The sequence below is a fragment of the Microbulbifer sp. JSM ZJ756 genome (assembly GCF_044383805.1).
Lineage (GTDB): Bacteria > Pseudomonadota > Gammaproteobacteria > Pseudomonadales > Cellvibrionaceae > Microbulbifer > Microbulbifer zhoushanensis.
Genome location: NZ_JBISER010000007.1, coordinates 74,927 through 99,777, shown reverse-complemented (window position 1 = coordinate 99,777; position 24,851 = coordinate 74,927). Strand labels below are relative to the sequence as shown.

General features: G+C 61.8%; 19 protein-coding genes. 6 read left to right on the top strand and 13 right to left on the bottom strand.

The genetic code is table 11. The features are described 5' to 3' along the window. Nucleotides 1–307: 307 nt before the first annotated feature. Both ACH6CX_RS12485 and ACH6CX_RS12480 read left to right on the top strand, forming a co-directional pair. Nucleotides 308–1,489 carry a sensor histidine kinase gene (locus ACH6CX_RS12485; RefSeq protein ID WP_232940003.1) on the top strand — a complete coding sequence of 394 codons (1,182 nt, stop codon included), beginning with the start codon at nucleotides 308–310 and terminating at the stop codon, nucleotides 1,487–1,489. After that, complete coding sequence (locus ACH6CX_RS12480; protein WP_232940004.1) at nucleotides 1,486–2,337, top strand: LytTR family DNA-binding domain-containing protein; 852 nt, start codon at nucleotides 1,486–1,488, stop codon at nucleotides 2,335–2,337. Before ACH6CX_RS12485 ends, ACH6CX_RS12480 begins: the two co-directional genes overlap by 4 nt. Nucleotides 2,338–2,704: 367 nt before the next feature. Here ACH6CX_RS12480 and ACH6CX_RS12475 read toward each other — a convergent pair whose 3' ends face one another. The 5 genes from ACH6CX_RS12475 to ACH6CX_RS12455 all read right to left on the bottom strand — a co-directional run bounded on the left by ACH6CX_RS12475 (nucleotide 2,705) and on the right by ACH6CX_RS12455 (nucleotide 11,494). Beyond that, on the bottom strand, nucleotides 2,705–3,976 hold the full coding sequence (locus ACH6CX_RS12475) for a sugar MFS transporter (protein WP_232940005.1): 1,272 nt from the start codon (nucleotides 3,974–3,976) through the stop codon (nucleotides 2,705–2,707). Between the two features lie 338 nt (nucleotides 3,977–4,314). Further along, on the bottom strand, nucleotides 4,315–5,808 hold the full coding sequence (locus tag ACH6CX_RS12470; RefSeq protein ID WP_396675499.1) for a tryptophan halogenase family protein: 1,494 nt from the start codon (nucleotides 5,806–5,808) through the stop codon (nucleotides 4,315–4,317). Nucleotides 5,809–5,847: 39 nt separating this feature from the next. Further along, nucleotides 5,848–6,858: a cupin-like domain-containing protein gene (locus ACH6CX_RS12465; protein ID WP_396675498.1), complete on the bottom strand. Its 1,011-nt coding sequence runs from the start codon at nucleotides 6,856–6,858 to the stop codon at nucleotides 5,848–5,850. Then, on the bottom strand, nucleotides 6,855–8,411 hold the full coding sequence (locus ACH6CX_RS12460; RefSeq protein ID WP_396675497.1) for a tryptophan halogenase family protein: 1,557 nt from the start codon (nucleotides 8,409–8,411) through the stop codon (nucleotides 6,855–6,857). Before ACH6CX_RS12460 ends, ACH6CX_RS12465 begins: the two co-directional genes overlap by 4 nt. Nucleotides 8,412–8,551: 140 nt before the next feature. Beyond that, nucleotides 8,552–11,494: a TonB-dependent receptor gene (locus tag ACH6CX_RS12455; RefSeq protein ID WP_396675496.1), complete on the bottom strand. Its 2,943-nt coding sequence runs from the start codon at nucleotides 11,492–11,494 to the stop codon at nucleotides 8,552–8,554. A 394-nt stretch (nucleotides 11,495–11,888) separates the two neighbouring features. On the opposite strand from ACH6CX_RS12455, the gene ACH6CX_RS12450 reads away from it, so the two are divergent. Together ACH6CX_RS12450 and ACH6CX_RS12445 are read left to right on the top strand one after the other, a co-directional pair. Next, entirely contained in the window at nucleotides 11,889–12,314 is a 426-nt protein-coding gene (locus ACH6CX_RS12450; RefSeq protein ID WP_232940011.1) for a DUF1810 domain-containing protein, read from the top strand. A 304-nt stretch (nucleotides 12,315–12,618) separates the two neighbouring features. Beyond that, nucleotides 12,619–13,395: a LuxR C-terminal-related transcriptional regulator gene (locus ACH6CX_RS12445; protein WP_232940013.1), complete on the top strand. Its 777-nt coding sequence runs from the start codon at nucleotides 12,619–12,621 to the stop codon at nucleotides 13,393–13,395. A 152-nt stretch (nucleotides 13,396–13,547) separates the two neighbouring features. Here ACH6CX_RS12445 and ACH6CX_RS12440 read toward each other — a convergent pair whose 3' ends face one another. From ACH6CX_RS12440 to ACH6CX_RS12405, 8 genes are all read right to left on the bottom strand, one after another. Next, nucleotides 13,548–14,117, bottom strand: a complete 570-nt coding sequence (locus ACH6CX_RS12440) for a DJ-1 family glyoxalase III (RefSeq protein ID WP_237062029.1) — start codon at nucleotides 14,115–14,117, stop codon at nucleotides 13,548–13,550. A gap of 59 nt (nucleotides 14,118–14,176) precedes the next feature. Beyond that, a complete protein-coding gene (locus ACH6CX_RS12435; protein ID WP_232940017.1) occupies nucleotides 14,177–14,737 on the bottom strand; it encodes a hypothetical protein in 561 nt (186 codons plus the stop codon). Nucleotides 14,738–14,817: 80 nt separating this feature from the next. After that, nucleotides 14,818–15,879, bottom strand: a complete 1,062-nt coding sequence (locus ACH6CX_RS12430; RefSeq protein WP_232940019.1) for a DUF3570 domain-containing protein — start codon at nucleotides 15,877–15,879, stop codon at nucleotides 14,818–14,820. A 148-nt stretch (nucleotides 15,880–16,027) separates the two neighbouring features. Further along, entirely contained in the window at nucleotides 16,028–16,258 is a 231-nt protein-coding gene (locus ACH6CX_RS12425; protein ID WP_232940021.1) for a DUF4266 domain-containing protein, read from the bottom strand. A 3-nt stretch (nucleotides 16,259–16,261) separates the two neighbouring features. Beyond that, nucleotides 16,262–16,738, bottom strand: a complete 477-nt coding sequence (locus ACH6CX_RS12420) for a TlpA disulfide reductase family protein (RefSeq protein ID WP_232940023.1) — start codon at nucleotides 16,736–16,738, stop codon at nucleotides 16,262–16,264. A 90-nt stretch (nucleotides 16,739–16,828) separates the two neighbouring features. After that, on the bottom strand, nucleotides 16,829–17,485 hold the full coding sequence (locus tag ACH6CX_RS12415; protein ID WP_396675495.1) for an outer membrane beta-barrel domain-containing protein: 657 nt from the start codon (nucleotides 17,483–17,485) through the stop codon (nucleotides 16,829–16,831). After that, nucleotides 17,455–18,243, bottom strand: coding sequence for an outer membrane beta-barrel protein (locus ACH6CX_RS12410; protein ID WP_396675494.1), 789 nt, complete (start codon nucleotides 18,241–18,243; stop codon nucleotides 17,455–17,457). The genes ACH6CX_RS12415 and ACH6CX_RS12410 overlap by 31 nt, the downstream gene beginning before the upstream one ends. A gap of 3 nt (nucleotides 18,244–18,246) precedes the next feature. Continuing rightward, a complete protein-coding gene (locus ACH6CX_RS12405) occupies nucleotides 18,247–20,865 on the bottom strand; it encodes a hypothetical protein (protein WP_396675493.1) in 2,619 nt (872 codons plus the stop codon). Between the two features lie 226 nt (nucleotides 20,866–21,091). Here ACH6CX_RS12405 and ACH6CX_RS12400 point away from each other — a divergent pair, with 226 nt between their 5' ends. Together ACH6CX_RS12400 and ACH6CX_RS12395 are read left to right on the top strand one after the other, a co-directional pair. Further along, on the top strand, nucleotides 21,092–22,309 hold the full coding sequence (locus ACH6CX_RS12400) for a hypothetical protein (RefSeq protein ID WP_396675492.1): 1,218 nt from the start codon (nucleotides 21,092–21,094) through the stop codon (nucleotides 22,307–22,309). Between the two features lie 9 nt (nucleotides 22,310–22,318). Next, the gene (locus ACH6CX_RS12395; RefSeq protein ID WP_396675491.1) at nucleotides 22,319–24,826 is read left to right on the top strand and encodes a LamG domain-containing protein; all 2,508 of its coding nucleotides are present in this window, start codon (nucleotides 22,319–22,321) and stop codon (nucleotides 24,824–24,826) included. The last annotated feature ends 25 nt before the right edge of the window (nucleotides 24,827–24,851 follow it).

The following is a 24,851-nucleotide window of genomic DNA, read 5'->3' as shown; positions in this document are numbered from 1 at the left end:
AGAGGGCGGGACGACCCTACCCTACTACACCGGCGCACTCTAGCACAGCTGCAGTTTGCACCCCCCCTGCGCAGCGGGCGCTCGCGGTGACCCGGACTGAAACTGCGCCGGACAGGATAGGCAGGTGTTTCCGTGACCGTATCCACCGGCCCGGTGACCGCAACCGACAAGGCGGGCCAAAAACCCGACAGGGCGGATCGGGAGTCAGGTACGGCGCTGGCCGGCCCGGGGCCCGCGGGTTAATATCTGTGCAGCGGCAAAACACCGCTAAAGATGAGAGAGAGATAACATTTATTACCGGGCCACTATGGCAGAGACTCCCCCGCAGCAATCGGACCTGTCGGTCAGGCTGCATTCCCAGCGCTGGTTCTGGAAACTGCAGCTCATCAGCTGGCTGGGGATTCTGGTGGTTACCTTCCTTTCCCTGACTTTCTGGCACAGTTCAGTCGAGTGGCCGCGGTTCGAGCCCGGCAACACCCTGTTCCAGTGCTCGGTGGCCTTCCTGCTGTCGCTGCTGTTGCGACCGATCTTCGATATCGCCTGGGACACTCCCATCGCGCTGCGCACCTTCCTCTACCTGGTGGCGGTGGCGGTGATTGCCGGCATCTGGACCCTGGTGCGCATGGAGATGTATATCCGGCTCACCGGTGAGCACTCCCTGTGGTCCGAGTTCGGCGGCTGGTATTACGCCTCCCTGTTCGTGTTCCTGTTCTGGAGCGCCCTCTACTGCGGGGTGAAATACTACCTGCTGCTGGAGCACGAGCACGAGAAGATGCTGGAGGTGGCCGCGGTACACGAGCGGGAACAGATTCGCCGGCTGCACGCCGAGGCGGTGGCCAAGGAGGCGCAGCTGAAGATGCTGCGCTACCAGCTCAACCCGCACTTCCTGTTCAACACCCTGAATTCCATCAACGCGTTGATCCGCTTCGAGCAGGCCAGCGAGGCCCGCGACATGGTGGTGCGCCTGAGCCAGTTCCTGCGCCACTCCCTGACCGAGGACCCGGTACAGAAGGTGACCCTGGAGCAGGAAATCAACGCGGTGCTGCTATACCTGGAGATCGAGAAAACCCGCTTTGCCGACCGCCTGCAGGTGGAACTGGAGATCCCCGCGGAGCTGAATACTGCCCGCGTGCCCAGCATGCTGCTGCAGCCGCTGGCGGAGAACGCGGTGAAGTATGCCATTGCCCTGAGCGAGTCCGGCGGCCTGATCAAGATCGGTGCGCGCCAGCTGGACGACAGCCGGCTCGAGCTGCGCGTCTGCGACTCGGGCAGCCGTGACGACAATTCCGGGGCGGGCGCACCGGAGCAGGCCTCCACCGGCGTGGGCCTGGCCAATGTGCGCGACCGCCTCAGCACCCTGTATTCCAATAACTACAGCCTCAGCCAGGAGCGCAAGGAGAACGGGGGCATGATGGTCCGCATCAGCCTGCCGCTCGAACTCGCCGCCACCGGAGCCGGGGCAACAACACGACGGGAGGTAGTCGCATGAGCCACCTGAGAGCGGTGATTGTCGATGATGAACCACTGGCCCTGCGCCTGCTGCAGGCCATGCTGGAAGAGCTGCCGGATATCGAGGTGGTGGCCAGCTGCCGCAACGGCCGCGAGGCACTGAATGCGGTGGCCCGGCACACACCGGACATCCTGTTCCTGGATGTGCAGATGCCGGGCATGAACGGCTTTGATGTGGTGCGGCGCCTGCAGGGCGACACCATCCCGCTGGTGGTTTTCACCACCGCCTACGACCAGTACGCCGTCAACGCCTTCGAGGTGCATGCGGTGGACTATGTGCTCAAGCCCCTGGAAACCGAGCGCCTGCAGACCGCACTGTCGCGGGCGCGGGAACGCCTGCACGCGGGTGCGGGCCAGTCCGGCGCCGGCGGCAATGGCGAGAAGAACCGCCTGCTGGCTTCCATGGAGGATATCGAGCAGCGCGAACAGCCGGATACCGGCGCGCCAGCCGAGGCGCCGGCGCGGGAGGGCAAGGCCAAGCTGGCAATCAAGGACCGCGGCCGTATCACCATGATCTGCCAGGCGGATATCGAGTGGATCGACGCCGCCGGCGACTATATGTGCGTGCACGCCAGTGGTGAGACCCACGTGATGCGCAGCACCATGAAGGAACTGCAGGAACAGCTGTCGTCCGAGACCTTCAAGCGGGTGCACCGCTCGACCCTGGTGAACCTGAACTTTATCGAGCACATCAAGGTGCTGAGCAAGGGCGAGTACCTGCTGACCCTGGCCAGTGGCTCCGAGGTCAAGGTAAGCCGCAACTACCGCCAGCCGATCAAGGAATACCTGGACGCCAGCCGCGGTCAGGCCGCCGCGACACCCCGCTGACGTTTCCTCCGGGGTGCGTGTGGAATCCCGGTTCCTCTCCTCCCTGTTATCGGCACGATCCATCCCGGTCGCGGCCAGCGGCCGCTCCTACGTCTGGGGGTGACGAGCAGGTCCGGTCGCGGCCATGGGCCGCTCCTACAGGAGAGTAGCCGCACTCCGGTGCACGATCCCCGTGTAGGGGCGCACCTTGTGTGCGCCCTGGCAGAAGCCCGCACCAGGACCAGAAAAAAACCTCAACCCGGGTGCACACAAGATGCGCCCCTACCGGACCGGTTTTGAAGACCGCAGGTTTCCGGCAGGCATAAAAAAGCCCGGCAAGCTTGCGCTGCCGGGCGAACCCTTTCCTAGGGAGATGATGAAAAGCCTCTCAGCTTTCCATGGCGATACGGTGTCCACGGATACCGTAAAAGAGGATGTAGAGATAACAGACGATGGGCAGGACGAAGGCCAGCTGGATGCCGATCTGGTCGGCCAGCACGCCCTGCAGCAGCGGCACCACGGCGCCGCCGACGATGGCCAGGCAGAGGATGCCGGAGCCCTGGCTGGTCGCCGGGCCCAGCTTGGCCAGTGCCAGGCTGAAGATGGTCGGGAACATGATGGAGTTGCACAGGCCCACCGCGAGGATGGCGACCATCGCCACCTTGCCGGTGCCGCCTATGGCCAGCGCCAGCAGCACACAGGCGCCGGTGGCACAGATGCCCAGCACCTTGCCAGCGGGGACATGGCGCATGACAACCGCACCGATAAAGCGACCCACCATGGCGCCGCCCCAGTAGTAAGCCACGTAGTAAGCTGCCTTTTCCTCGGTGAGGCCGGCGATATGCGACTCGGAGAGGAAATTCACCAGGAAGCTGCCGATAGCGACCTCGGCACCCACGTAAACGAAGATGGCCAGGGCACCCAGTACCAGGTGCGGGTGACGCCAGGCGGAATCACTGTTGCCAGCCGACTCCAGGGTCGGTGCATGCCCATCGATGCGCGGTAGCTTCAGGAATGCAAAGGTGATGGCCAGCAACGCCAGTGCGCCCGCCAGGATCAGGTAGGGCAGCTCCACTGCCGCAGCCCGCTCCTCGGTGGACAGTTCGCCCGAACCGATACCGGCAACCGACAGGATCAGGAAGGCACCGAAGAAGGGCGCCACGGTGGTGCCCAGCGAGTTGAAGGCCTGGGTCATTGTCAGGCGACTGGCTGCGCTCTTCTCATCTCCCAGTGCGGTGACATAGGGATTCGCGGAAACCTGCAGGATGGTGATACCGGAAGCCAGCACAAACAGCGCAATCAGGAACAGGGTATAGACCTGCAGGCGCTCCGCGGGAACGAACAGCAGGCAGCCAACCACCGCCACCGACAGCCCCACCACGATACCGCGCTGGTAGCCGATAGCGCCCACCAGCTTGCCCGCCGGCAGGGAGATCAGGAAGTAGGCCCCGAAGAAGCAGAACTGCACCAGCATCGCCTGGGTGTAATTCAGGTCGAAGACACCCTTCAGGTGCGGAATCAGGATGTCATTGAGACAGGTAATGAACCCCCACATGAAAAACAATGAGGTGAGTGCCACCAGCGCGAATTGCTGGCTGGACTGCGAGGACGAAGGCGCGCTGACCGCTCCCGTCTCCAGGTTTGTTCCCAGTGTTGCCATCTTTATTTTTCCCAGTACATCAATTTTTTGTTCGGGCTTATCTACCCCGCTGCCGCGCTCTCATCATTCGCGGCACCGGTTGTGCGAGGCTTGATTGGAGCTATTTCTATCACGCGAAACGGCGCGGGCGGGGGGCTTTTCGATAAGAAGGATCAAATAGGGGGCAGCCGGGACGGGAACGGGACCAGCCGGTCGAGCCAATGAAAAGCAGGAAATGTTGCCGGCCACGCGGCCGGCAACCAGCGCCGCTAACCGGTACTCACGAGGCCGGTGGCGCGGTATGGCAGCGCGCAACCGGTGCGGTGTATTCCCGATTCCCGCACGCCGTGCTACCGCACTCAGGCACCGCTGCCAGCGTGGCGGGACAGGAAGCTGACCAGGTAGTCGCTGTGATTTTGCAGGCGATTCAGGTCACCATCCACTTCCGCCTTGATATGCTCGATAAACCCGGCCAGCTCACTTTCAGACATGGTGCCCACCAGCGGGTGGTAGCGTTCCGGCATTAGCCCCTGGCCGATCATCACCTGCTGCCAGGAATCCACGAACAGCTCATTGCCCTCGCGGAACACATGGCCGGTTTCGCGGAACATATCGATCTTGTTGGCCAGCGTATCGGGTATATCCATCTGCCTGCAGTAACGCCAGAACTCCGTGTCGTCCCGCTCGGTGACCTTGTAATGCAGGATGATGAAGTCGCGGATGCGCTCCATCTCGAAGTCCGCCTGGCGGTTGAACTCGTCCACCTCAACCTGGCCGATGCCGGTATGGGGAAAGAAACGCAGGAAGCGCACGATGTTCTGCTGGATCAGGTGGATACTGGTGGATTCCAGCGGCTCCAGGAAACCGCTGGACAGGCCCACGGCCAGGCAGTTCTTGTGCCATTGCTTGCGCCGGCGCCCGGTCTGGAAACGGATCAACCGCGGATCGGTCAGGGGCTCGCCCTCGACATTCCCCATCAGCTGCTGGCGCGCGGCGTCGTCATCCTGGTAGCTACTGGAATAGACCTGGCCATTGCCGACGCGGTGTTGCAACGGGATCCGCCACTGCCAGCCACTCTCACGGGCGATGGAACGGGTATAGGGGATGGGCGGGGCCACCGCCTCGGTCTGCACCGCCACCGCGGTATCGCAGGGCAGCCAGTGGGACCAGGACTCAAAACCGGTGTGCAGCGCCTTTTCGATCAGCAGCGCGCGCATGCCGGTGCAGTCGATAAAAAAGTCGCCATCCAGCTCCTGTCCCGAATCCAGCTTCAGTGCACGAATATTGCCGGTGTCATGGTGCAGCAGGACCTGGTCGATCTTGCCTTCCACCCGCCTGGCTCCATGACACTCACTGAACTGGCGCAGGTATTTGGCATAGAGGCTCGCATCGAAGTGGAAGGCGTAATTGAGGCCGTTGTTGGGCAGGTGAGTGAACTTCTCCGCCTCTGCAGCGCGCCGTTCCAGGCAGTACTCGCCGAAATCACCTGCCAGCCCCAGCTCACGGGCGCGCAGCCAGAAGTGCTGGAAACCGCAGGCCCAGCAGTCCTTGCCGGTGATGCCAAAAGCGTGCAGGTAGTCCTTGCCCACATCGCGCCAGTTCTCGAAATTGATACCGAGCTTGTAAGTGCCCTGGGTTGCGGCGAGAAATTCCGGCTCTTCGATTCCCAGCAGCCGGTGGAAAAATACCAGGGTGGGGATGGTGGCTTCGCCCACGCCGACGGTGCCGATCGCCTCGGACTCCACCAGGGTGATTTCCAGATCCTTGCCCATCAGTTTCGACAGGGCCGCCGCTGTCATCCAACCGGCAGTGCCGCCGCCGGCAATCACAATTTTCCTGATCGGTTGACTCATCGCTACCTCAGCCTCTCGTCATTTTCCCGGTCCGTGGACTCAGGGCATCCGCTGCAGTTTTTCTATTAATAATTGTTTCAGTCGCGCGGCCATCCCCCGGTCCAGTGCCGACAGGACACCGCGACGTTCCGGCGGGATCGGTGCTGCCGCAGCTTCGCGGTTCACCACAAAGTGATCAAACAGGTGGCCCCAGGCCCGGCGCTGGGCCTCGGGCAGGCCGCCGATCGACAGCAGTGCATGCAGCATCGCATCGTGTGGCAGGCCGGTCCAGCCGGGGGTACTCCGCCACCAGTAGTTCACCAGTACATTAAGGTCATCCAGGCCTTCCACCTGGTGCCACCACATGCTGGGCACGAACAGCAGGTCACCGGGCGACATCTCCGCAACCGTGGCCGCATTGAGCGCCTCGCGATAGCGCGGGAAGCGCTCGAAATCCGGTGCGTAGAAGTCCACCAGGCTGATGGCCTGCCCGGCCGGGTTGAAGTCCAGCGGGCCGGGATACAGGTTGCCCACCTGCTCGGGCGGGAACAGGGTAAACCGCCGGCGCCCGGCGACCACTCCGGCCAGGTTCTCCGGCAGGTCAAAGTGGGCGGCAATGCGTGTGCGGTTGCCGAACCACAGGGACACCAGCGGCTCCGCGCCGTCCAGGTCCAGGTCGTTCTCCGCCCGCAGGCCCGGCAGGTGGTGGTCGACCGGGGTCGAGCCCACATAACAGATGTCATCGCCGCCCTCACCACTCTCGATCTCTTTGAGCGTGGGCAGCAGGCGACCGGTGGAGCGGGCGAAGTTGAAACCATCCATCGCCTCGTTATAGAAAATGCGCCCACGGGTTTCGGCGCCTGCCCGGAACACCACCAGGGACCGCCCCTGGTCGAACGGTGCCAGGTATTCCGCCAGGCCACCGGCCTGCGCTGCCTGCACCACCGGCCAGCTATCCAGCGCGCCTTTCATCAGCAGTGGCGTAGTGCGGCCGGCAATTGCTGCAGCCACCTGCTCCGGGCCGATATCGTCCCGGGTCTCCACCGCGGGTATGTAGTCGGGGTAATTCATCGGTTTCGCGCCCCCGGTGGCGCACCACTGATCAGCTGCGCGATCAGCTGCCGGTTCTCCGGCAGCCCCTGGCGGTAGCTGGCCAGCTGCTTCTGCACCTCGGCCAGCAGCGCGCGGGCGCGGTCATGGTTCTGGTCCGCCCGCGGGGCGCGGGCAAAGTCGCACGGCTGGCCCATGCCGTTCAGCACATAACGGTAGCTTGCCGGCGGGAACAGCGGCTGTGCCTGGGGGAAGTCCTGCCGCCCCGGCGGCCGGTGCCGCCACAGGGCCAGGTTTTCCTGCAGTAATTCCGGGATCGATTCCGGTTGCCGGTGTGCCTGCCAGTAATCCGAGTCGCTGCGCGTCGACAGGACGTAGTGCAACTTCAGGAACTCGATGATGTTGTCCCAGTGCGCCAGCATCTGCCGGTTGAATCGCTTTGCTGCGAGGTCCATCTGGTCCGTCTGTGCCGGCAGCAGGTCACGGATCAGGCCGGCGGACTGCTCGATCAGCGCCAGTGCCGAGGCTTCCAGTGGCTCGATAAAGCCGGCTGCCATACCCACGGCGACGCAGTTGCCCTGCCAGAACACCGAGCGATGCCCGGGCGCAAAGCGCAGCTGCCTGACGGCAAGCTCCTGCGCTTCGGCTTCGCCAACCTGGCCGGCGAGGAAACTGCGAAAATCCGCTTCCGCCGCATCGTCATCGACGAAATCGCTGGCATAGACATAGCCCATACCGCGGCGGGTGGGCAGGCCGATATCCCAGACCCAGCCATTGGCGCGCGCTGTCGAGCGCGTCACCGAGGCGATGGGTGCATCCGCGGAAGCGTGGGGTACCTGTGCGGCCAGTGCCCGGTCATTGAACAGGACGGAGGTCTTGCTCTCCCAGGGAATGCCCAGGTGGCCGTCGATAATCAGCCCGGCGCTGCCGGAGCAGTCCACGAACAGGTCCGCCGCCAGCCGCTGGCCGTCACGGGTATGCAGCGCCGCTACGGTGCCGTCATCGCGACCCTCTACGCGCTCTACCTCGGCCTGGATATGCCGCACGCCCAACTGGCTGACGCTGTGGTCCCGCAGGCACTGGCCGAACTTGCCGGCATCGAAGTGGTAGCCGTAGTTGAGGACGCCGGCATAGTCCGGGGTTGCCAGCTGCTTGGGCGCCAGGCCGGCATCGCAGATGGCCGCCTGGGGGGTAACGGCATAGGCGTAATTCTCCAGCCCGGCTGTGGCCGCCAGGTCGAGTTCGAAGTAGCCGTGGGGCAGGGAAAAGGGGTGGTAGTAGCGGTCGTCCGCGCTCTGCGAACGCCAGGAGCTGAACAGCGAGCCCTGCTTGAAGGCAGCGTCGCATTCGGCAAACAGGCGCTTCTCACTGAGGCCGATACGCCGCAGGGTTTCGCGCATGGAAGGCCAGGTGCCCTCGCCCACGCCCACGGTCGGCACATCCGGCGATTCCACCAGGACGATGTCACAGTGGCCTCCGCGGGTCCGGCCATGTTCAGCCGCCAGTACTGCGGCGGTCAGCCAACCAGCAGCACCCCCGCCCAGCACCAGAATGGATAATGGAGCCTGTTGCATGACAGTTTCTTACCGCTTCAGGAAGGACCCAACATACACCGGCAGGAGAAGTCACGCCAATGTCGCTGTGCCCATTCTGTTGAAACCAAAAGGGGGCAGCAAGCTGCCCCCTCCTGGGATACTTCTTATTGGCGAATGCCTCAGAAGGTGTAGCGGGCACCCAGGTTGTAACGGGCCCCGGTCTGGATGGTGCCAATCATCATGTTTTCATGGCGACCATGCAGGCGCTGGGTCTCGTCGGTCAGGTTGATGCCCTCCAGGAATACAGAGAAGTTGTCCTGGATGTCGTAGCTCACGTTGGCATCCCACTGGCCGTAAGCCTCGGTGTATACCGGGTTACGCTCACCGTTGCCGTCGAAGGTTCCGGTCAGGAAGTCATCGCGCCAGTTGTAGGCGATACGAGCCTGGATACCGTTCTTGTCGTAGAAGCCCACGACGTTGAACGAGTCGCTCAAGCCCAGCAGCGCGAACTGGTTTTCCGCGTCCGGTCCCTTGTTGGTGTTGAAGTTGTCATAGGCGATGTCGCCGTTGACGGTGGTGTAGTTGAAGATACCGCCGAAACCGGAGTCGCCGAACATGTGCTGGACCGCAAACTCGAAGCCGTCGATTTCAGCATTCTCGGCGTTGACCGGCGCAATCACGGTAAATACCGCGGCAGCGTCACCTTCGGCCGCAGAACCTACCACCGGGGCACCGTACAGGGACTCCATGTAGGCACGTACCTGGGCCGGGTCACTGGTACCCAGGTCGGCAACCGCCTGCTCGTAGCGCGGGCCCTGTGCCGGGTGCGCCAGGTCGAAGGTGGTCTCGGTGAACGAGCTCTGGCCGATAAAGTTCTTCACGTCCTTGCGGTAGTAACCTGCGGACACGTAGCTGCCCTCGCCGTAATACCACTCCGCAGACAGGTCGAAGTTGGTGGACTCAAACGGATCCAGGTCGGGGTTACCGCGCGAGGCATTACCGCCCTGGGCACGCAGCAACGGATCGATGGTCTGGCCACCCTGGATATCGTTGAAGCCCGGACGGGTGATGGTCTTGCTCACAGAGGCACGGGCAATCACGTCATCCCGCAGCGCGATATCGAAATCGATATTCGGCAGCCAGTTGCTGTAGGCACCTTCCTGCTCGCTGAAGCCCAGGCCGCTGGCCTGTGCGACGAACTCGTTGTCACCGGCCCAGATGATGGAATCGTACTGCGGCACCTTCGCCTTCGCGTCCACCTGGGTGTCCTCGAAGCGCAGGCCGATCGCCAGGTTTACCGGCATGGGGATATCTTCCCAGGCCAGGTTCACCTGGGAGTAGGCCGCCTGCTGGGTTTCCACCGCAGTGCGGTCGGTAGTGAAGTCGTCGCTGGCACACAGGACGGTTCCGCAGGGGCTGATGGTCTCGCCATTGGCGGTCGCGATAGCAGAGATGGCGTTGATCATGCCCTGGAAGTCAGCCGCATAGTAGTACGGCGTCATGTTCGCGCTGTCGGCACTGCCGAACTGGTCCAGCGCACTGGCCATGCTCTTCTGCACGAAAATGTCGTCCGGGTACTGGGACGGATCACCGTAACCACCCCAGGTATCACGCTGGGCATTGGCGAAGGCAGAGCGGTTGGTGGACTCGGTAAAGCCAATACCGAAGTCGATGGTTTTCACCGGGCCGGCATCGACATCAAAGGTACCGTCGAAACGCGCCTGCTCGATGTCGTGCTTCATAAAGCTGTTGCGGAAGCTGGTACCGGAAGTGAGCATCTGCGCGGGATCGAAATCCTGGCCGTCGATGAACTCAAAGCTGGTGGTAGGCAGGTCCTTGCTGTAATCCACAGTGGTGGTCAGGCGGTTGTACTGCACACCGGCGATGGTGTTGTTGGTACCGCGGCCGTCTTTCGCACCGTTCTCGGCTGTGGAGTTGTGGTAGTCGAAAGCCAGGGTCAGGTTGTCGCTGGGGTTCCAGACCAGGTTCAGGCCAACAGAGTTGTTCTCGTTGATGCTGCCCCACTCGCCCGCGTTGAAGGTTACGTCGCCGGCGGTGCCATCGGTGTAGATGATCGGCGCCACAACGCTGCCACCGTCAGAGCCCGGGGTGAAGGATCCGGACAGCGGAACACCGTTGAACCAGGCACCCATGGCATTGTACTGCTGCTCGACGTCCTGCTCGGCGTAGGTGTAGTCGAGGGTGGCCTCGAAATTATCTACCGGCGCCCACTGCAGGGTCACCTGGGCGTTGGTGCGCTCACGCTGTACCTCGCCGAAGGCATAACCGATGCCGCGCGGCATGGAGTAGACATCACCTTCCTGCGGCGGGTTTTCGAAGTTGGGATTGTCGGGAGCAACGGAACCCCAATCACCCTGGCCACCCGGGATGGTGTACCAGCCGGAGGGGGTTTCTGACTTGGCGTAGCCACTGTCGCGCTTGGAGTAAGAACCGGTCACAGACACGCCGATTGTGTCGTCAGCAAACTTGGTGCTGAAGATACCGGACATCTCCGGGGTGAAGTCATCACCCTCGTCATTGGAGGTGTCGTGGGTGGTCTTGGCGCTCAGGTTCAGCACCATGTCGTCCTGCTCCAGCGGACGGGCGGTGCGGATATTGATCACGGAGCCGATACCACCGGTGGGCAGGTCGGCCTTGCCGGTCTTGTAGATCTCCACCGCGCTGACGCTCTCGGCGGCCAGGTTGGCAAAGTCGTAGGAACGGGATGCGGAAGCGGTGGTGGCCTCGATATTGGCCGCCGGCATCTGGCGTCCGTTCAGGGTCACGACGTTGTAGTCGGGACCGAAGCCGCGCACGGTTACCCGGCTGCCCTCGCCATTCTGGCGATCGATGGACACACCGGTAATACGCTGCAGGGATTCTGCCAGGTTGGTGTCGGGCATCTTGCCGATGTCTTCGGCGGAGATGGCATCCACCACACCCTGGGCGTCGCGCTTGAGGTCCATGGAGCGATTGAGACTGCCGCGGATACCGGTAACTACGACCTCTTCCAGGGCCGCATCGCCCTCCTGGGCCAGGGCACCGGCGGGCAGCATGGTCGCGCCAAGCGCCATGGAAATGGTGACCGCGAGACGGTCTTTGTGGAAAATTTTTCTTCTCATCAGCCTTTCCCCGAATTATTAGGTTCTTTTGACTCTCTCTGGATACTGCCCTGGCGAAGCCTGTTCTATCTTTATCGCGGTTACTGGCACGTCACTGGCCAGCTTTGCTGCTGTCGCCCGGCTACCACATCATTCCCGGGGCAGTGTTCCGGGTCTGATTCGGGGCGCGACAACGCTTCTTCGCTGCGATTGAATACTGCCGGGTTTGACGAGTACATCAATTCAGGGAGGGCACAAACAGGATATCCCGGATTAAATGCGCGGCAACAGGGATTTTGCGCGATCGGACGGTCCAAACTGGTGCAGCGAAAGATGACCGATGGTCCACAAACCGGCCGCTGGCCGGGACTAAAATAGCCCCAAATTAAGCCATTACATGTCGGAACCAGAGAAAATGAGTGATCCGTTCGACCTCGAGCGCTTTGTGAACGCCCAGGCCCCCTGTTACGAGTCGGTACTCGCGGAACTAAAGGCCGGCAACAAGCGCAGCCACTGGATGTGGTTTGTATTCCCCCAGGTCGAGGGCCTGGGCCACAGCCCCATGGCACAGCGCTATGCCATCGGCAGCCTGGACGAGGCCCGCGCTTACCTGCAGCACCCGGTACTGGGCACACGCCTCCGGGAGTGCTGCGAACAGCTACTGCAGCTGGAGGGACTTTCAGCACACGAGATCCTTGGCAGCCCCGATGACATGAAGCTGAAGTCATCGATGACACTGTTTGAACAGGTGGCGGGAGCGAACAGCCCCTTTGGGCGGGTGCTGGAGCGATACTATGGCGGCGAGCGGGATCGCCGGAGCCTGGAGCTGCTGGGAGCCTGAGCCGTCCAGATACAACAAGGGGATGCAGCCGCATGAGGCGCACGAGATCACTGCCTGACTTTCCTGTCCCAGCCCCTTTTACGGCCAGAAATGCTGCGATGTCCGCTTTCAACAGTAGAAAATATTTAATTATGTGATATAAATCACACAGATTTTGAGAACCAGTAACGCAGGAATCGCTTCCTGCACCAGCTTCGGGCCAGGGCGGCAGGGATCACAATCGCCTGTATCCACACTGTGGACAACGCGCCGGAACCTTCCCGACTGTGGCCGCTGAGAAAACCAACAACAGAAAGAGCAGTGGATGAAGCCGGATACGCAGCTACTGAAAGCCGTTTGGGAATCCTCCCGCCAGCATTTGAGCGACACCCATGTGGGACTTGAGAGGTACGACCTGGATAACCTGGTGTCCTCCGTATTCAGCAGTGGACCATTTTATTTTTACGTGGTCGATTTCAAGACCTTTCACCTGGATTATGTCAGCCCATCGATCACCGCTATCCACGGGCTCCAGCCGGAAACGGTCACTTTCCAGGATATCCTCGATTGTGTGCACCCGGACGACATGGGTTTTGTTTCCCGCGCCGAGCAACGGGCGATCGAAATCGTCTACGAGCGGATCCCACCGGAGAAACGCAAGCTGTACAAGATTTCATACTGCTTTCGCTTCCGTACAGCCGATGGTTCTTACCAGCTGTTCAATCACCAGGCAATCATGCTCACAGAGGATGAAAATAACCGCCTGAGCAAGAGCCTGAATATCCACACCAATATCAGTCACCTGAGTAGCGAAAGTAATCACCGGCTGTCGGTGATCGGCATGCTGGGGGAGCCCTCCTTCCTGAATATTGAGATCGAAAATGAGGCCCCCGTGCCGGCGGCTTCACAGCCACTGTTTACCGACCGGGAGATGGAAGTGATCCGCCTGCTATCCCAGGGAATGACCAGCCGGGAGATAGCGGCCAGGTTGTATATCGCGGTGGATACGGTCAAGAACCACCGCAAGAACATCATGAAAAAATCCGCCTGCAAAAATGTGGGGCAACTGATTACCAAGTGCATCACGCAGGGGCTGCTGTAAATATACCGGCATGTCATGACGTGTAATCATGACAGCTGCCAAATAGCCCCAAGGGGCTATTGTGAATGGCCGGCCAACCGGGAAAATGAAATCGACCTCCCAAGAAAGGACGCAGAGCCCGAGGTTTAGCGGTACAAGGATGTACCGCGCTTTCAGCTACTAGTGACTGCCATCGGTGCGGCTACTGACTGGCGCTGCTTTTCGCCATAGAGGCATTCCACCAGGGTGAGTGCAAATGCCATGGCCGTTCCCGGCGCCTGGCTGGTGACCAGGTTGCGATCACAGACAACCGGTTCACCTCTGGCGGCAAGAGCCTGCTCGCCAAGCTCTTGCCGAAATCCCTCGTGACAGGTAGCAATCCGCTGGTCCAGCATCCCGTGCCGGCCAAGCACGACTACCGGCGCCGCGCAGATTGCCCCCAGCCAGTGGCCAGCGGCCAACTGCTCCCTGGCCATCTCCACCAGCGCTGCACAGCCGGCCAGGTGTTCCGCGCCCGGCATACCGCCGGGCAGGACAATCAGGTCCCAGGCCCGCTCACAATCAGCCAGCAGGCAATCCGCCGTTATCACCACACCACGGGATGCGGTGATGGTTTGTGACGCCATGACCGAGGCGACAGTGACGTTCGCGCCGGCACGGCGCAGCACATCGATCACCGTGACCGCCTCGATCTCCTCACTGCCATCGGCAATGGGCACCAGTACCCGCTTTTCTGTTTTCACCTTGCCTCCCTGGCTTGTGCCTCCTGCTTAAAGATGTGCGCTGGCCCATCGGCCACGGGCTAGCGCCAGTACTCCCCGGTTACCGCATTCACGTACATCTTTTGCCGGTTGCGGGGACTCTCAAATACTACGATATCGCCATTGACCGCGATCAGGTTCCAGCGCAGATTGACGGCTTTCTGTACCTGCGCGGCGGCGGGGGAGTCCGCGAGTTTTTGCAATTCTGCCTCTGCATCAAATCCATTGGCAGCGGCCACACTGATACCCTCGCCGATAATGGCAAAGACCAGCTCCTCCTCCTGCTCCAGTGAAATGATCGGGTAGACGACCTCATCGTAGGCCCCGATACGATAGCTTTCTGCATCCGGGTCCAGCGGCGTCAACATGACAATAAAGCCCCGCTTGCCCGCCCGGATACTTTCGACCTGGCGGATGCGCTCGGCTTGCCCCAGGCGCGGGTCATCTGCAGCCAGGTCGACAACAAAGACCTTGTTGTCGGCCACCTTCTCCGGGGTCCAGGTGCGCAGGAATACGTTGGTGGTATTTTCACTGCCCCAGGACCACTGGGGATTGGCCAGGGGAGCGTTAAGCACTTCGGAAAAATAGGAAGTGATGTTCATTGCCATTCCGGAAACCTCAGCCTGTTTATTATTTTAATCAGGCCGAGGTTAGCACGATCAGGCAACCCGGTGGACGGCAATTACAGCCTTACCGACCAGAACAGCCGGATCACATTGGCCCCAAAGCTGTAGCCGGGTTCCTCCCCCGGGGCAATAGTGTTTTCCGGGTTGTGCACGGTGACATCGCGGAAATCATCGTACTCAAACAGGATATGGTCCCAGTAGAAGTTGATGGTGTTTTTGCGGTCGAACAGGGACCAGCGTTCAGGCAGCACGTAGGCGACGCCGATACCGATGGAGATATCGGAGAAATTACTCAGCTCCTTGTCCCGCGCACGGAAATTTGTGGCATCGCGGTAGGGAAAGAGGTCACTGTAAAAATCTGCAGCGTCCTGCTGGTAAAAGCGCAGCTTTCCCTCGAGGATCCATTCATCCTGCTCCCTCAGGGGGTGAGTATAGCGAAACTCGATATTGTCAGCCTCGACACCCCAGCTGTCCGCATAACGCCGGTATTCGGCCCGTATGGCAGCCCGGTAGGGCAGGCGATACTTTGCCCGCAGTGCCACTGCATCACTGTTGCGGGTGGTCGGGTAGATCTCCGGCTGGTAACTGAATCCCAGGGCCGAGGCGGGATCGGCGTAGCGTACTGTGCGATAGGGGTTGTTCAGGAAACCCTCGTCCGCGACCGTTTCCACACTCAGCTCGGCAATCAGTTTAGTGGTCAGGATCTGGTTCCAGTTGACCGCGTAACGCCGGTGCTGTGCATCGGCGGCGAAGTCCGGGTCACCATTGCGGAAAACATCGTCGTTGCCAAAGCTTACCCGCATATCCAGGGTGCTCAGCTCGCCGAAGAATGCCTGGCTGATACCAAAGGCTACTGTCTCCGCCTGGTAATCGTTCTCCGAGCTGTTGGTATAACCAATGCTGACCGTGGTCTTGTCCACCAGGTAGTCGGCGCCCAGGGAATATTCATCCCGCTGTTCCGAGTAGGGACTGGCGGTCGCCTCCACGTCGATGGAGGCGCCGGAGATCATATCGACGTAATAGTTGGCCGACAGGGATACCGAGTTGCCCACATTTTTCCGCACCAGTATCGACGGCCCGTCGATCGTCACCCCGCCGCCACTGTAAGAGTGGTACATGGTATCGGCGCGCTCCTCGGGGAGTACCGCGGCAAGCGCAATTACAGGAAAAGCCAGCAGGATTGCCAGCAGTCCACCGAACGTACCTGAATGACGCGAGCACCGCCGGGTGCCGAAATGTGGAGCGCAGCAGCCCTGAAGCGAATTTTTAGTTGCAGCCGCAGCCACCGCCACTCCCCCCTTCCGCACCCCGGGCCGCTTCGCGGGCCTCGTACACATGATTCATATAACCGGCAGCCACCGGGTCCATTTCGAACGCCATGATCGGGTCGGCCAGGTAATGCCGCTCGTAGGGGGCCACCCAGGGACTGACAGAACAGCCGCTGAGCAGCGCCATGCCGGTGCCGAGTAACGCCAGGCGACGCAGGGTGGAAAACATGGGTTACTCCCGGATCAGTTCCTTGATGATTTTCTTGTAGGCCGCCTCGTCGCCCTCGCGATAGCCGCGATGGATGTGGCGCACCTTGCCGCTGCGATCAATGAATACACTACTGGGCATGGCATCGATACCGAACTTCTTGCTTACATCGCTGCCGCTGTCGAACAGGATGGGGAAATCAACCGGGATCTTCGCCAGCATCTGCTCTGCGTCACTGCGCTGGGCATCTACATTGACGCCCCAGACCTGGAAACCCGCGGCGCTGTAGCGTGCATGCAGGTCATCCAGCAATGGCATCTCCTGGCGACAGGGACCGCACCAGGAAGCCCAGAAATTGAGCATGATCACCTCGCCGCGTTGCTCAGCCAGGCGCAGGTTGTCGCCGCTGTTGGAGGCCAGGGTAAAGTCCGGCGAGGGGGCGTTGGCGCCGGCCAAGGATGCAGTCAGTGCCAGGGTTATGGTGGCTAGAAAACGAAACATGATGGTTCCCTGTTGTTATCTGGTTATGGTTTTCTGGACGTTGTTGTCTGGATGGTGGTGAACTCAAAAAGTCCTGGTACAGCCGGCCGCTCAGAAATATACCGACAGGCCCAGCTGGGCGGAGAGGTTGTTGGTCACCTGGGCCTCGCCAAACAGCTCGTGCTCAAAAATATGGTCGCGCACGTCCAGCCGCAGCGACAGCCAGTCGGTGGGCAGTACACGGATACCGGCACCGATGTTATAGGTAAAGTGGTCCTCGTCGGCGAAACTGGTATTGCCAATGCCGCCAATCAGGTAGAAACCGCCGTTCAGGGCCCAGTCGTCGAAAGCAAAGTATTCACCCGGGAACAGGTTCCAGGCCAGTGACAGGTTGTAGTAACTGAGTTCCCGCTCTTCATCGGTCAGCAGCGGCGCGGCACCGCTCAGGCGCTCAAAACTGGATTCCCCCAGCTCGGTCTGGCCGTAGCCGGCCTCCATAAAGAAGTCCTCGCTGATATGGTATGCGAGCGCGCCGCCGTAAACCGCGTTGGAGCCGAAATCCTCCACGTTCATAATGCCGCCGAGGAATGCGGTGACCTCAAAATTCTCACTGTCGATATCCGCCTCGCGAATCTCACGCCGCTCAAGGCCGGGCGAGACGATATCATCCAGTACCGTCGTATCCTGCTGTGCACTGGCCGGTCCCGCGACCAGCGCTGCCAGGTATGCGGCCGCGATTACAGAAAGACGTCGAAGCCCAGTTTCCATTCGTAAATCTCCTGGTTGCTCTCCCGCGAGGTGAGCAGGTAGTGATTGGCTACTTCCGCGCGCAGGGCAAACTGCCGCGACAGGTGTGTGCGCAAACCAAAGCCGGTCAGCATTGCCGTATCCTGCCGGTCTTCCGTGGCGACAATGGTGGCGTTGGGGGAGGTAATATTGATTCCGGTGCCGAGCATGAAGTAGGGCGACACCCGCCACTGCGGAAACGGTTGGTGCAACACTGCCACCTGGTAAGTCTGGCTGTCGGAAAATTCTCCCACTGCCTGGGTGGCCCGCAGCTCGCCGGAAAGGTTGGCGGTAAAGCGGTAGCCCAGGCTCACCCCCATGGCATTGGCGCCCTCGAAATCGCCGTAGGTAAAGCCGAGGTTAAAGCGTTGCGAGCGGTAGTCGCTGTAATCCGGCAGCGGGATTCGCACGGGCTCGCCCCCGGCATCACGGATCTCGGCCAGGTCGGCGATACGCGTCCAGCCACGGATATTTTTGCGGGTCGCCACTTTCACCCAGTCGGTGCGACGCTTCAGCAGCCACAGGGGCTCGCCGTGCTCGGCCACATGAAAGATCGGGTAGCCGCGCCCGGGGCCGGTGTAGATGTTTACGTAGGGGGACTCGACAAATACCTGCTCCGCGTCAGCCGGCGGTGCAGTGGGTGCGCCACTGGCATAACCGATCGCCGGCAGCAGTGTGCACACCAGGGCCAGGAGCAGCCGGCGAGCGAGGAAATCCGGATGATACAACGGACTGTCCATGATTCAGTTCACCGGCGCTTCGAACGGGTTGTTGTAATACTGCGCACCGATATCAATCCATTCAGAGATCAACCGCAGTTCCGCCGGCTCCAGGTAGCCCGCGTGGCTGGCGCCGGCTGCAAACACATCGAAGAAGCGACTGCCGTTGGCAGAATTACCGACGATACGCTCGATTTCCACCACCACCATCACCGGGATCGGGTTGCCGTTCTCGTCCAGCACCAGGTTGCCGTCCTCATCGGTCTCGTACAGCAGGTTGCCATCGTCGTCCCGGTCCTGCACCAGCACTTCCTGCAATGCACCGTCCACCAGTTCCTGGGTGGGATTATCGAATGACAGCTCCACGTATGAAGTCATCCAGTCGGCATTAAAGGGTGAAGCCTGTGAGGCCAGGTCCAGTTGCGCGGCGGGTACCCGGGCCATGCCATTGGCGTCACGGCTGGTATGGCACTGCAGGCAGCGGTTGTCGGCCACTACATTGCCCGCGCCATCAGTAACCGGGCGCTCCCGTTCCCACAGCGGCTGGATATGCAGCGGGTAGTGGATCACGCTGCGGCAGCCGGGCGCCCAGCTGTCGCGACAGGTGGGGCTCACCGGCTGCGCGGTGGCCAGGTCGGCATAGGGGATAGTGGTGCTGGGGTCCTTGGCGCGGACGGCGGGGTCGGTCCACAGGTCCGCGAAAGCGATATCGCCCCCGAGCTCTGCCTCACCGGCGATGCGCGCCAGCAGCTGCGCCATGGTCTCGCCCATTTCCGCCACCAGCGCGGGCTCGGTATTGGGGAAAGGGATTCCGGAGGTGGCGGCACCGCCCCAGGCGGGATCCGGGTTCTTGTCCGGGCGCCCGTGGGGTACCTCGCTGTCGCCGGTGTGGCAACCGTTACACTGGCGCACCTCACCGGCGCGCAGCTGCAGCCAGCTGCGATGGCGCCCGGCAATGCGACGACCGTTGGCATCCACCACGCCGATCGCCAGCGGCATATCCGCCGGCAGTTTGACCCGCACCGAGCCGTCCGGCTGGATCGGCGTATAACCGAGGATTTCGCGCATGCCCTGGGCGCGGCTGCGACCGAATGCGGAAGCATCGAAATCGAGCACACTGTCATCCGGGATACCCACCCCCTTGATCACCCGCAGGTACCGGGCCGGTCGCTCGGCAGCGGTGGTCTCTGCGGGATCTGCCAGCGGCGGGATTCCGGCGATATCCTCGCCATCAAAATCGTAGACGCTGCGGATATCCAGCACACCCGCACCCTCGTCCACCAGTTCCCGGTCCAGCTCGGTGGCCGGAATCAGCTCCGGGATATACTCCGGCACTGTGCGCGGCTCCAGGGTGACACCCTCGCTGATCATCTGACCCTCTTCGGCCACCACGATCGGCTGCTGGGTGCCCTCTGCATAGTCATAGATCCACAGCCCGTAAAGCGGGTCTGCCGGCATAATATCGGGGATTGCCAGCCACTCGTCGGTACAGGGCCGCGGCAGCTCGGTCTCCGGTTCCAGCACCCGGCACTCACTCCAGCTCACCAGCAGGCGACTGGTACCGTCGTAAAACGGCCAGGCGGACGCAAACAGCCCATGGGGGGAGAGGGTGCCGTCAGTAATGACCTCGTCCACGGAAATGGAGGCCTGGCCCACCAGCTCCCGCGGTGCATCACTGCCCTCCACCGGCGGCGTGTAGGCCTCGGTGTATTCGATGCTGTCGATGGCCACCAGGTCACCGCCAAAAGTAATTCCCTCGGGGCCGCGCAGGGTCACCAGCAGGCGGCCGTCAGACAGTTCCCGAGGCCGTACGAACGCTGCCTCGCTTTCACCGGTGCCGGTCTGCTGGCTGTGGTAACCGTAGTGAAAGGCCAGGCCGGTGCCATCGGGATCGACGGTATAGAGGGAGAGATTGTCCACCCCGGCCATATTGTCCCAGCGATTGAACAGCACCCGGCCATCGTCCAGCACCGTCGGGTGCAGGTCGTGGCTCTGGTTGTAGGAAATCTGCCGGATATCGGAGCCGTCCCCTTCCATGACATGCAGGACGAAGGCCTCCTGTTGCAGGTCTTCTGCCAGTGATGAAAACTGCGGTTTGTTATCGTCCAGCAGCAACGCCCGCGAGCGACGCTGGCGTGTGGAAGTGAATACGATACGGCCGTCGGGCAGGAAGGCGGGGCCAATATCCTCCCCCTGCTCGGCAATCAGGTCGGAGTCGATAACCCGGCGCAGGGTGTCGGAATCACGCTCGTAGACCCAGATATTCCAGGTGGGCTGTTCATCGTCATCGGCATCCTCGATCTCCGGGGCGCGCATGGCGAACACCAGGGTTTCACCATCGGGCGAGACATTCAGGTCCTTGACGTCGTACTCGCCCTCAAACAAACCGGCCGTCAGCGCCCGTTCCGGCGCACTGGGCGTGGCGCGATCCTTGATTACCAGCTCCGCCCCGGGATTAAAATTGTCCGGGCGATAAATATTGTCTTCTCTGAGTGCACCGTCGTCCTCGAAACCCAGCTGCCTGCGCACAAACGCTACTGGAAAATCTACGACTACCGGGTCTTCGGCCTGGTCACCGCCGGTGCTCGAGCCGCCATTCCCGCTGCCACCACTACAGGCGTGCAGCAGGCACAGGACTGGCAAAGTGCAAATTAATCTCGCTGTAATATTCACTTACGCCAACCCCAATAAATTCCATTAACCTAGACTGCGGCCCATGGAATTCTCTCCGCCACCATGACAACACTCAAGGCAATCACGCTGAAAATGCCAACTGCAACCCACTTCTCGGCAGTGGCGCTGGCAAATCGGTAGCCAGCTCTTACCATCGCAGGTCTCAAACTCTCAGCTGGCTCCCTTTTCAATGGATATGAAACCAACCCGCGTGCGACGGCAACTGGCTACCGGTATCGCACTGGGCAGTGCACTTTGCTCGGCAATGGCCCTGGCTGCGCCACAGGAACAGGCCCTGCAGATGCACAGCCGCCTGACTGGTATCAAGCCCACTGAAACTGTCTTACTGGATATGGCCCGGGATATCGGCGATGGCAACCCGGAAGCCGCCGCCTATACGGCGATGGAAAACAACGCCTTTTACAATATCACGCTGAAAAACATTGCCACTCCCTGGACCAATCGCGACCGCGATGTATTCGCACCATTGAACGACTACACCGCAACGGTGATCGGGATCGTGCGCGACGACCTGGATTTCCGCCAGGTACTGTCCGGCAATATCATTTACACCGGTGACAGCGGGCTCGGCCTACCCGGTTACAGCAACAGCAACAACAATCACTACGAGGCCCTGGAGAGCGGAGGCTATTCCCTCCGGGACAGCCTGGTGCAACGCAGTCAGTCCTCGGTAACCGGCCTGCCGGCGGCAGCCACCGCCGGGGTAATGACCACTCGCGCCGGCGCCAAGGCGTTTTTCTATGCCGGCACCAACCGCGCCATGTTCCGCTACACCCTGCTCAACCACCTGTGCCGCGACCTGGAGCAGGTACAGGACACCACCCGCCCACCGGACCGTATTCGCCAGGATGTGAGCCGCAGCCCCGGCGGCGACAGTCGTGTCTTCCAGAACAATTGCGTTGGTTGTCATAGCGGCATGGATCCCATGGCCCAGGCATTTGCCTATTACGACTACGCCTACGACCCGGACAGCGATCCCACCGGCGAGAATGGCCGGCTGGATTACAACGTCGCCGGCGAGACCGACCCGGCCACCGGCAGCCGGGTCAAGGCCAAGAACCAGATCAACAGCGCCAACTTCCCCCACGGCTTTATCGTCCCCGACGATCGCTGGGACAACTACTGGCGCCAGGGACCCAACCAGCACCTGGGCTGGGACGCGGCCCTGCCTGGCGGCGGCAATGGTGCCAAGTCGCTGGGTGAGGAACTGGCCAGCAGCGATGCCTTCGCCCGCTGCCAGGTGACCAAGGTATTCCGCCAGGTGTGCCTGCGCGCGCCGGAGGACAGCAGCGACCGCGCTGCGGTGGATACCATTACCGAGAGCTTTGTGGGCGGGGGGTATCGCCTCAAGCAGGTATACGCCGATTCGGCGATTTACTGCGCGGGGGAATAGGACATGGCCATGACAAACCAGAGGATTTTCGCCGCGCCCCGCACCGCCCTGCTGACCAGCCTGGCCATGGCGGCCGCCCTGGCGGGCTGTAGTGGTGGCAGTGGGCAGGACACCGAGCAGCTCCCGGATACCAGTGGCAATACCGGTGGCGGCGTAACCTATTCCGGCCCGGCCCCGCGGGACGAGGATGTGCAGCAGTACAAGCGCTTTATCTGGGACAACCTGGCCGGCGAGGATCGCTGCGGCAGCTGTCATGTCGAGGGCGGCCAGAGCCCGCGGTTTGTGCGCGGCGACAATATCAATACCGCCTACGATGAGGGACGGGACCTGGTCGACCTGGCCCGCCCGGCGGAATCGCGACTGGTGACCAAGGTGGGCAGCGGGCATAACTGCTGGCTCGACAGCGCCAGTGCCTGCGCCGAGATCATCACCAACTATATCGAGGAATGGGCCCGGGAGAGCGGCAGCCTGGTCAATACCGTGCAGCTCACCGCGCCGGTAGAGCGCGAGCCCGGCCAGAGCAAGAGCTTCCCGGCGTCCAGCGGCAGTTTCGGCAGCACCGTCTATCCACTGCTGCGCACCTATTGCGCGGGCTGCCACAGTGAGGATGCGGCCACGGCACAGCAGCCCTATTTTGCCAGTGTCGACGTGGAGCAGGCCTACGAGGCGGCGAAGACACGCATGAACCTGGACACCTCGGCCAACTCGCGCTTCTCGGTGCGCCTGGGGCAGGAATTCCACAATTGCTGGGATGACTGCGCCGCGAACGAGGATGAGATGACCGCGGCCATCCAGGCCTTTGCCGACAGCATCCCGCTCAGTGCCGTGGATCCCGACTGGGTGATCAGCAAGGCCCTGCGCATGACCGATGGCATTGTCGCCAGCAGCGGTGGGCGCATCGAGAACAACGCCATCGCCCTGTATGAATTCAAGACCGGCAGCGGCACTACCGCCTATGACACCTCCGGCGTGGACCCGGCCATCGACCTGACCCTGTCCGGAGATGTGGAGTGGCTGGGCTCCTGGGGACTGCAGATGAAGGGCGGCAAGGCACAGGGAGCCACGGCTACCAGCCGCAAGCTGTTCGATACCCTGACCGCCACTGGCGAGTACTCCATCGAAGCCTGGGTCGCACCGGCCAATGTATCCCAGGAGGGACCGGCGCGGATCGTCACCTATTCCGGCGGCAACAATATCCGCAATTTCACCCTCGGCCAGGCGATGTATAACTACACCTTCCAGAATCGCGGCGACACCACCGACGCCGATGGCATGCCGGCACTGGTTACCGACGACATGGCCGAGCGGGTCCAGGCCACCCTGCAGCATGTGGTGGCCACCTACGACCCACTCGAGGGACGCAAGCTTTACGTCAACGGGGAATATACCGGCGATATGGATCCCACCGACCCGGCGCTGCTGGGCACCTGGGATGACACCTTTGCCCTGGCGGTGGGCAGCGAGGTCTCCAATGACAACCAGTGGCAGGGCTCCGTGCGACTGCTGGCGGTCCATTCCCGCGCCCTGTCGGCGGAGGACATCGCCACCAACTACAGCGCCGGTGTGGGCGAAAAATACTTCCTGCTGTTCAAGGTGGAAGAGCACACCGGTGTGCCGCAGGGCTATGTAATGTTCGAGGTACAGCTGTTCGACAATTACGGCTACCTGTTCAGTGCCCCCAAGTTCATCAGCCTGGACAACAGCATTGAACCCACCGGATTTCCGCTCGAGGGCATGCGCATCGGTATCAACGGGCGCGAGTCGGAAGTGGGGCAGGCCTGGGCCAACCTTTCGACCACGATCAACGCCACGGATTACACGCCCGGGGAAGGACAGCTGCTGTCGCGCCTGGGGTCGATCATTTCGGTGGACAAGGGCCCGGAATCCGATGAGTTTTTCCTGACCTTCGAGCGCCTCGGCGATGCCACCTTCGCCCGGGTCGAGCCAACCCCGGCGCCGCCGGCGCAACCGGCCGACCTGGATCCGCAGCCGCGGATCGGCCTGCGCCGCTTCGAGCAGATACTGGCCAACCTGTCCCGTGCCACCGGCATTGCCAGTAGCCATCCGCAGGTTGCCGAGACCTGGGAAAAGGTCAAACGCCAGCTGCCGGTGGAAAGTGATATACGCGGTTTCCTGGCGGCCCAGCAGATGGGCATTACCCAGCTGGCGGTGAAATACTGCAGTGTGCTGGTGGACGACGCCAGCGCGCGCAACAACTATTTTGCCGGCTTCGACTTCAGTGCCCCGGCCAGCTCCGCCTTCGACAGCGCCAGTAAGCGCGCGCAGGTCATCGACCCGCTGGTGGAAAACCTGCTCGGCCACCAGATGAACTGGCACGACGGCACAACCTCGCAATTGTCCACTGCGCCGGACCTGGCTGCGGTGGAAGGCGAACTGGACAGCCTGATCGGCACCATGACCGCCTGCGGCAGCAGCTGCGCGGCCAACCGCACCGAGACCACCGTCAAGGCAGTCTGTGCCGCCGCCATGGGCAGCGCGATGACACTGATCCACTGACAGCTATCAAGTACTGGACCGCGGC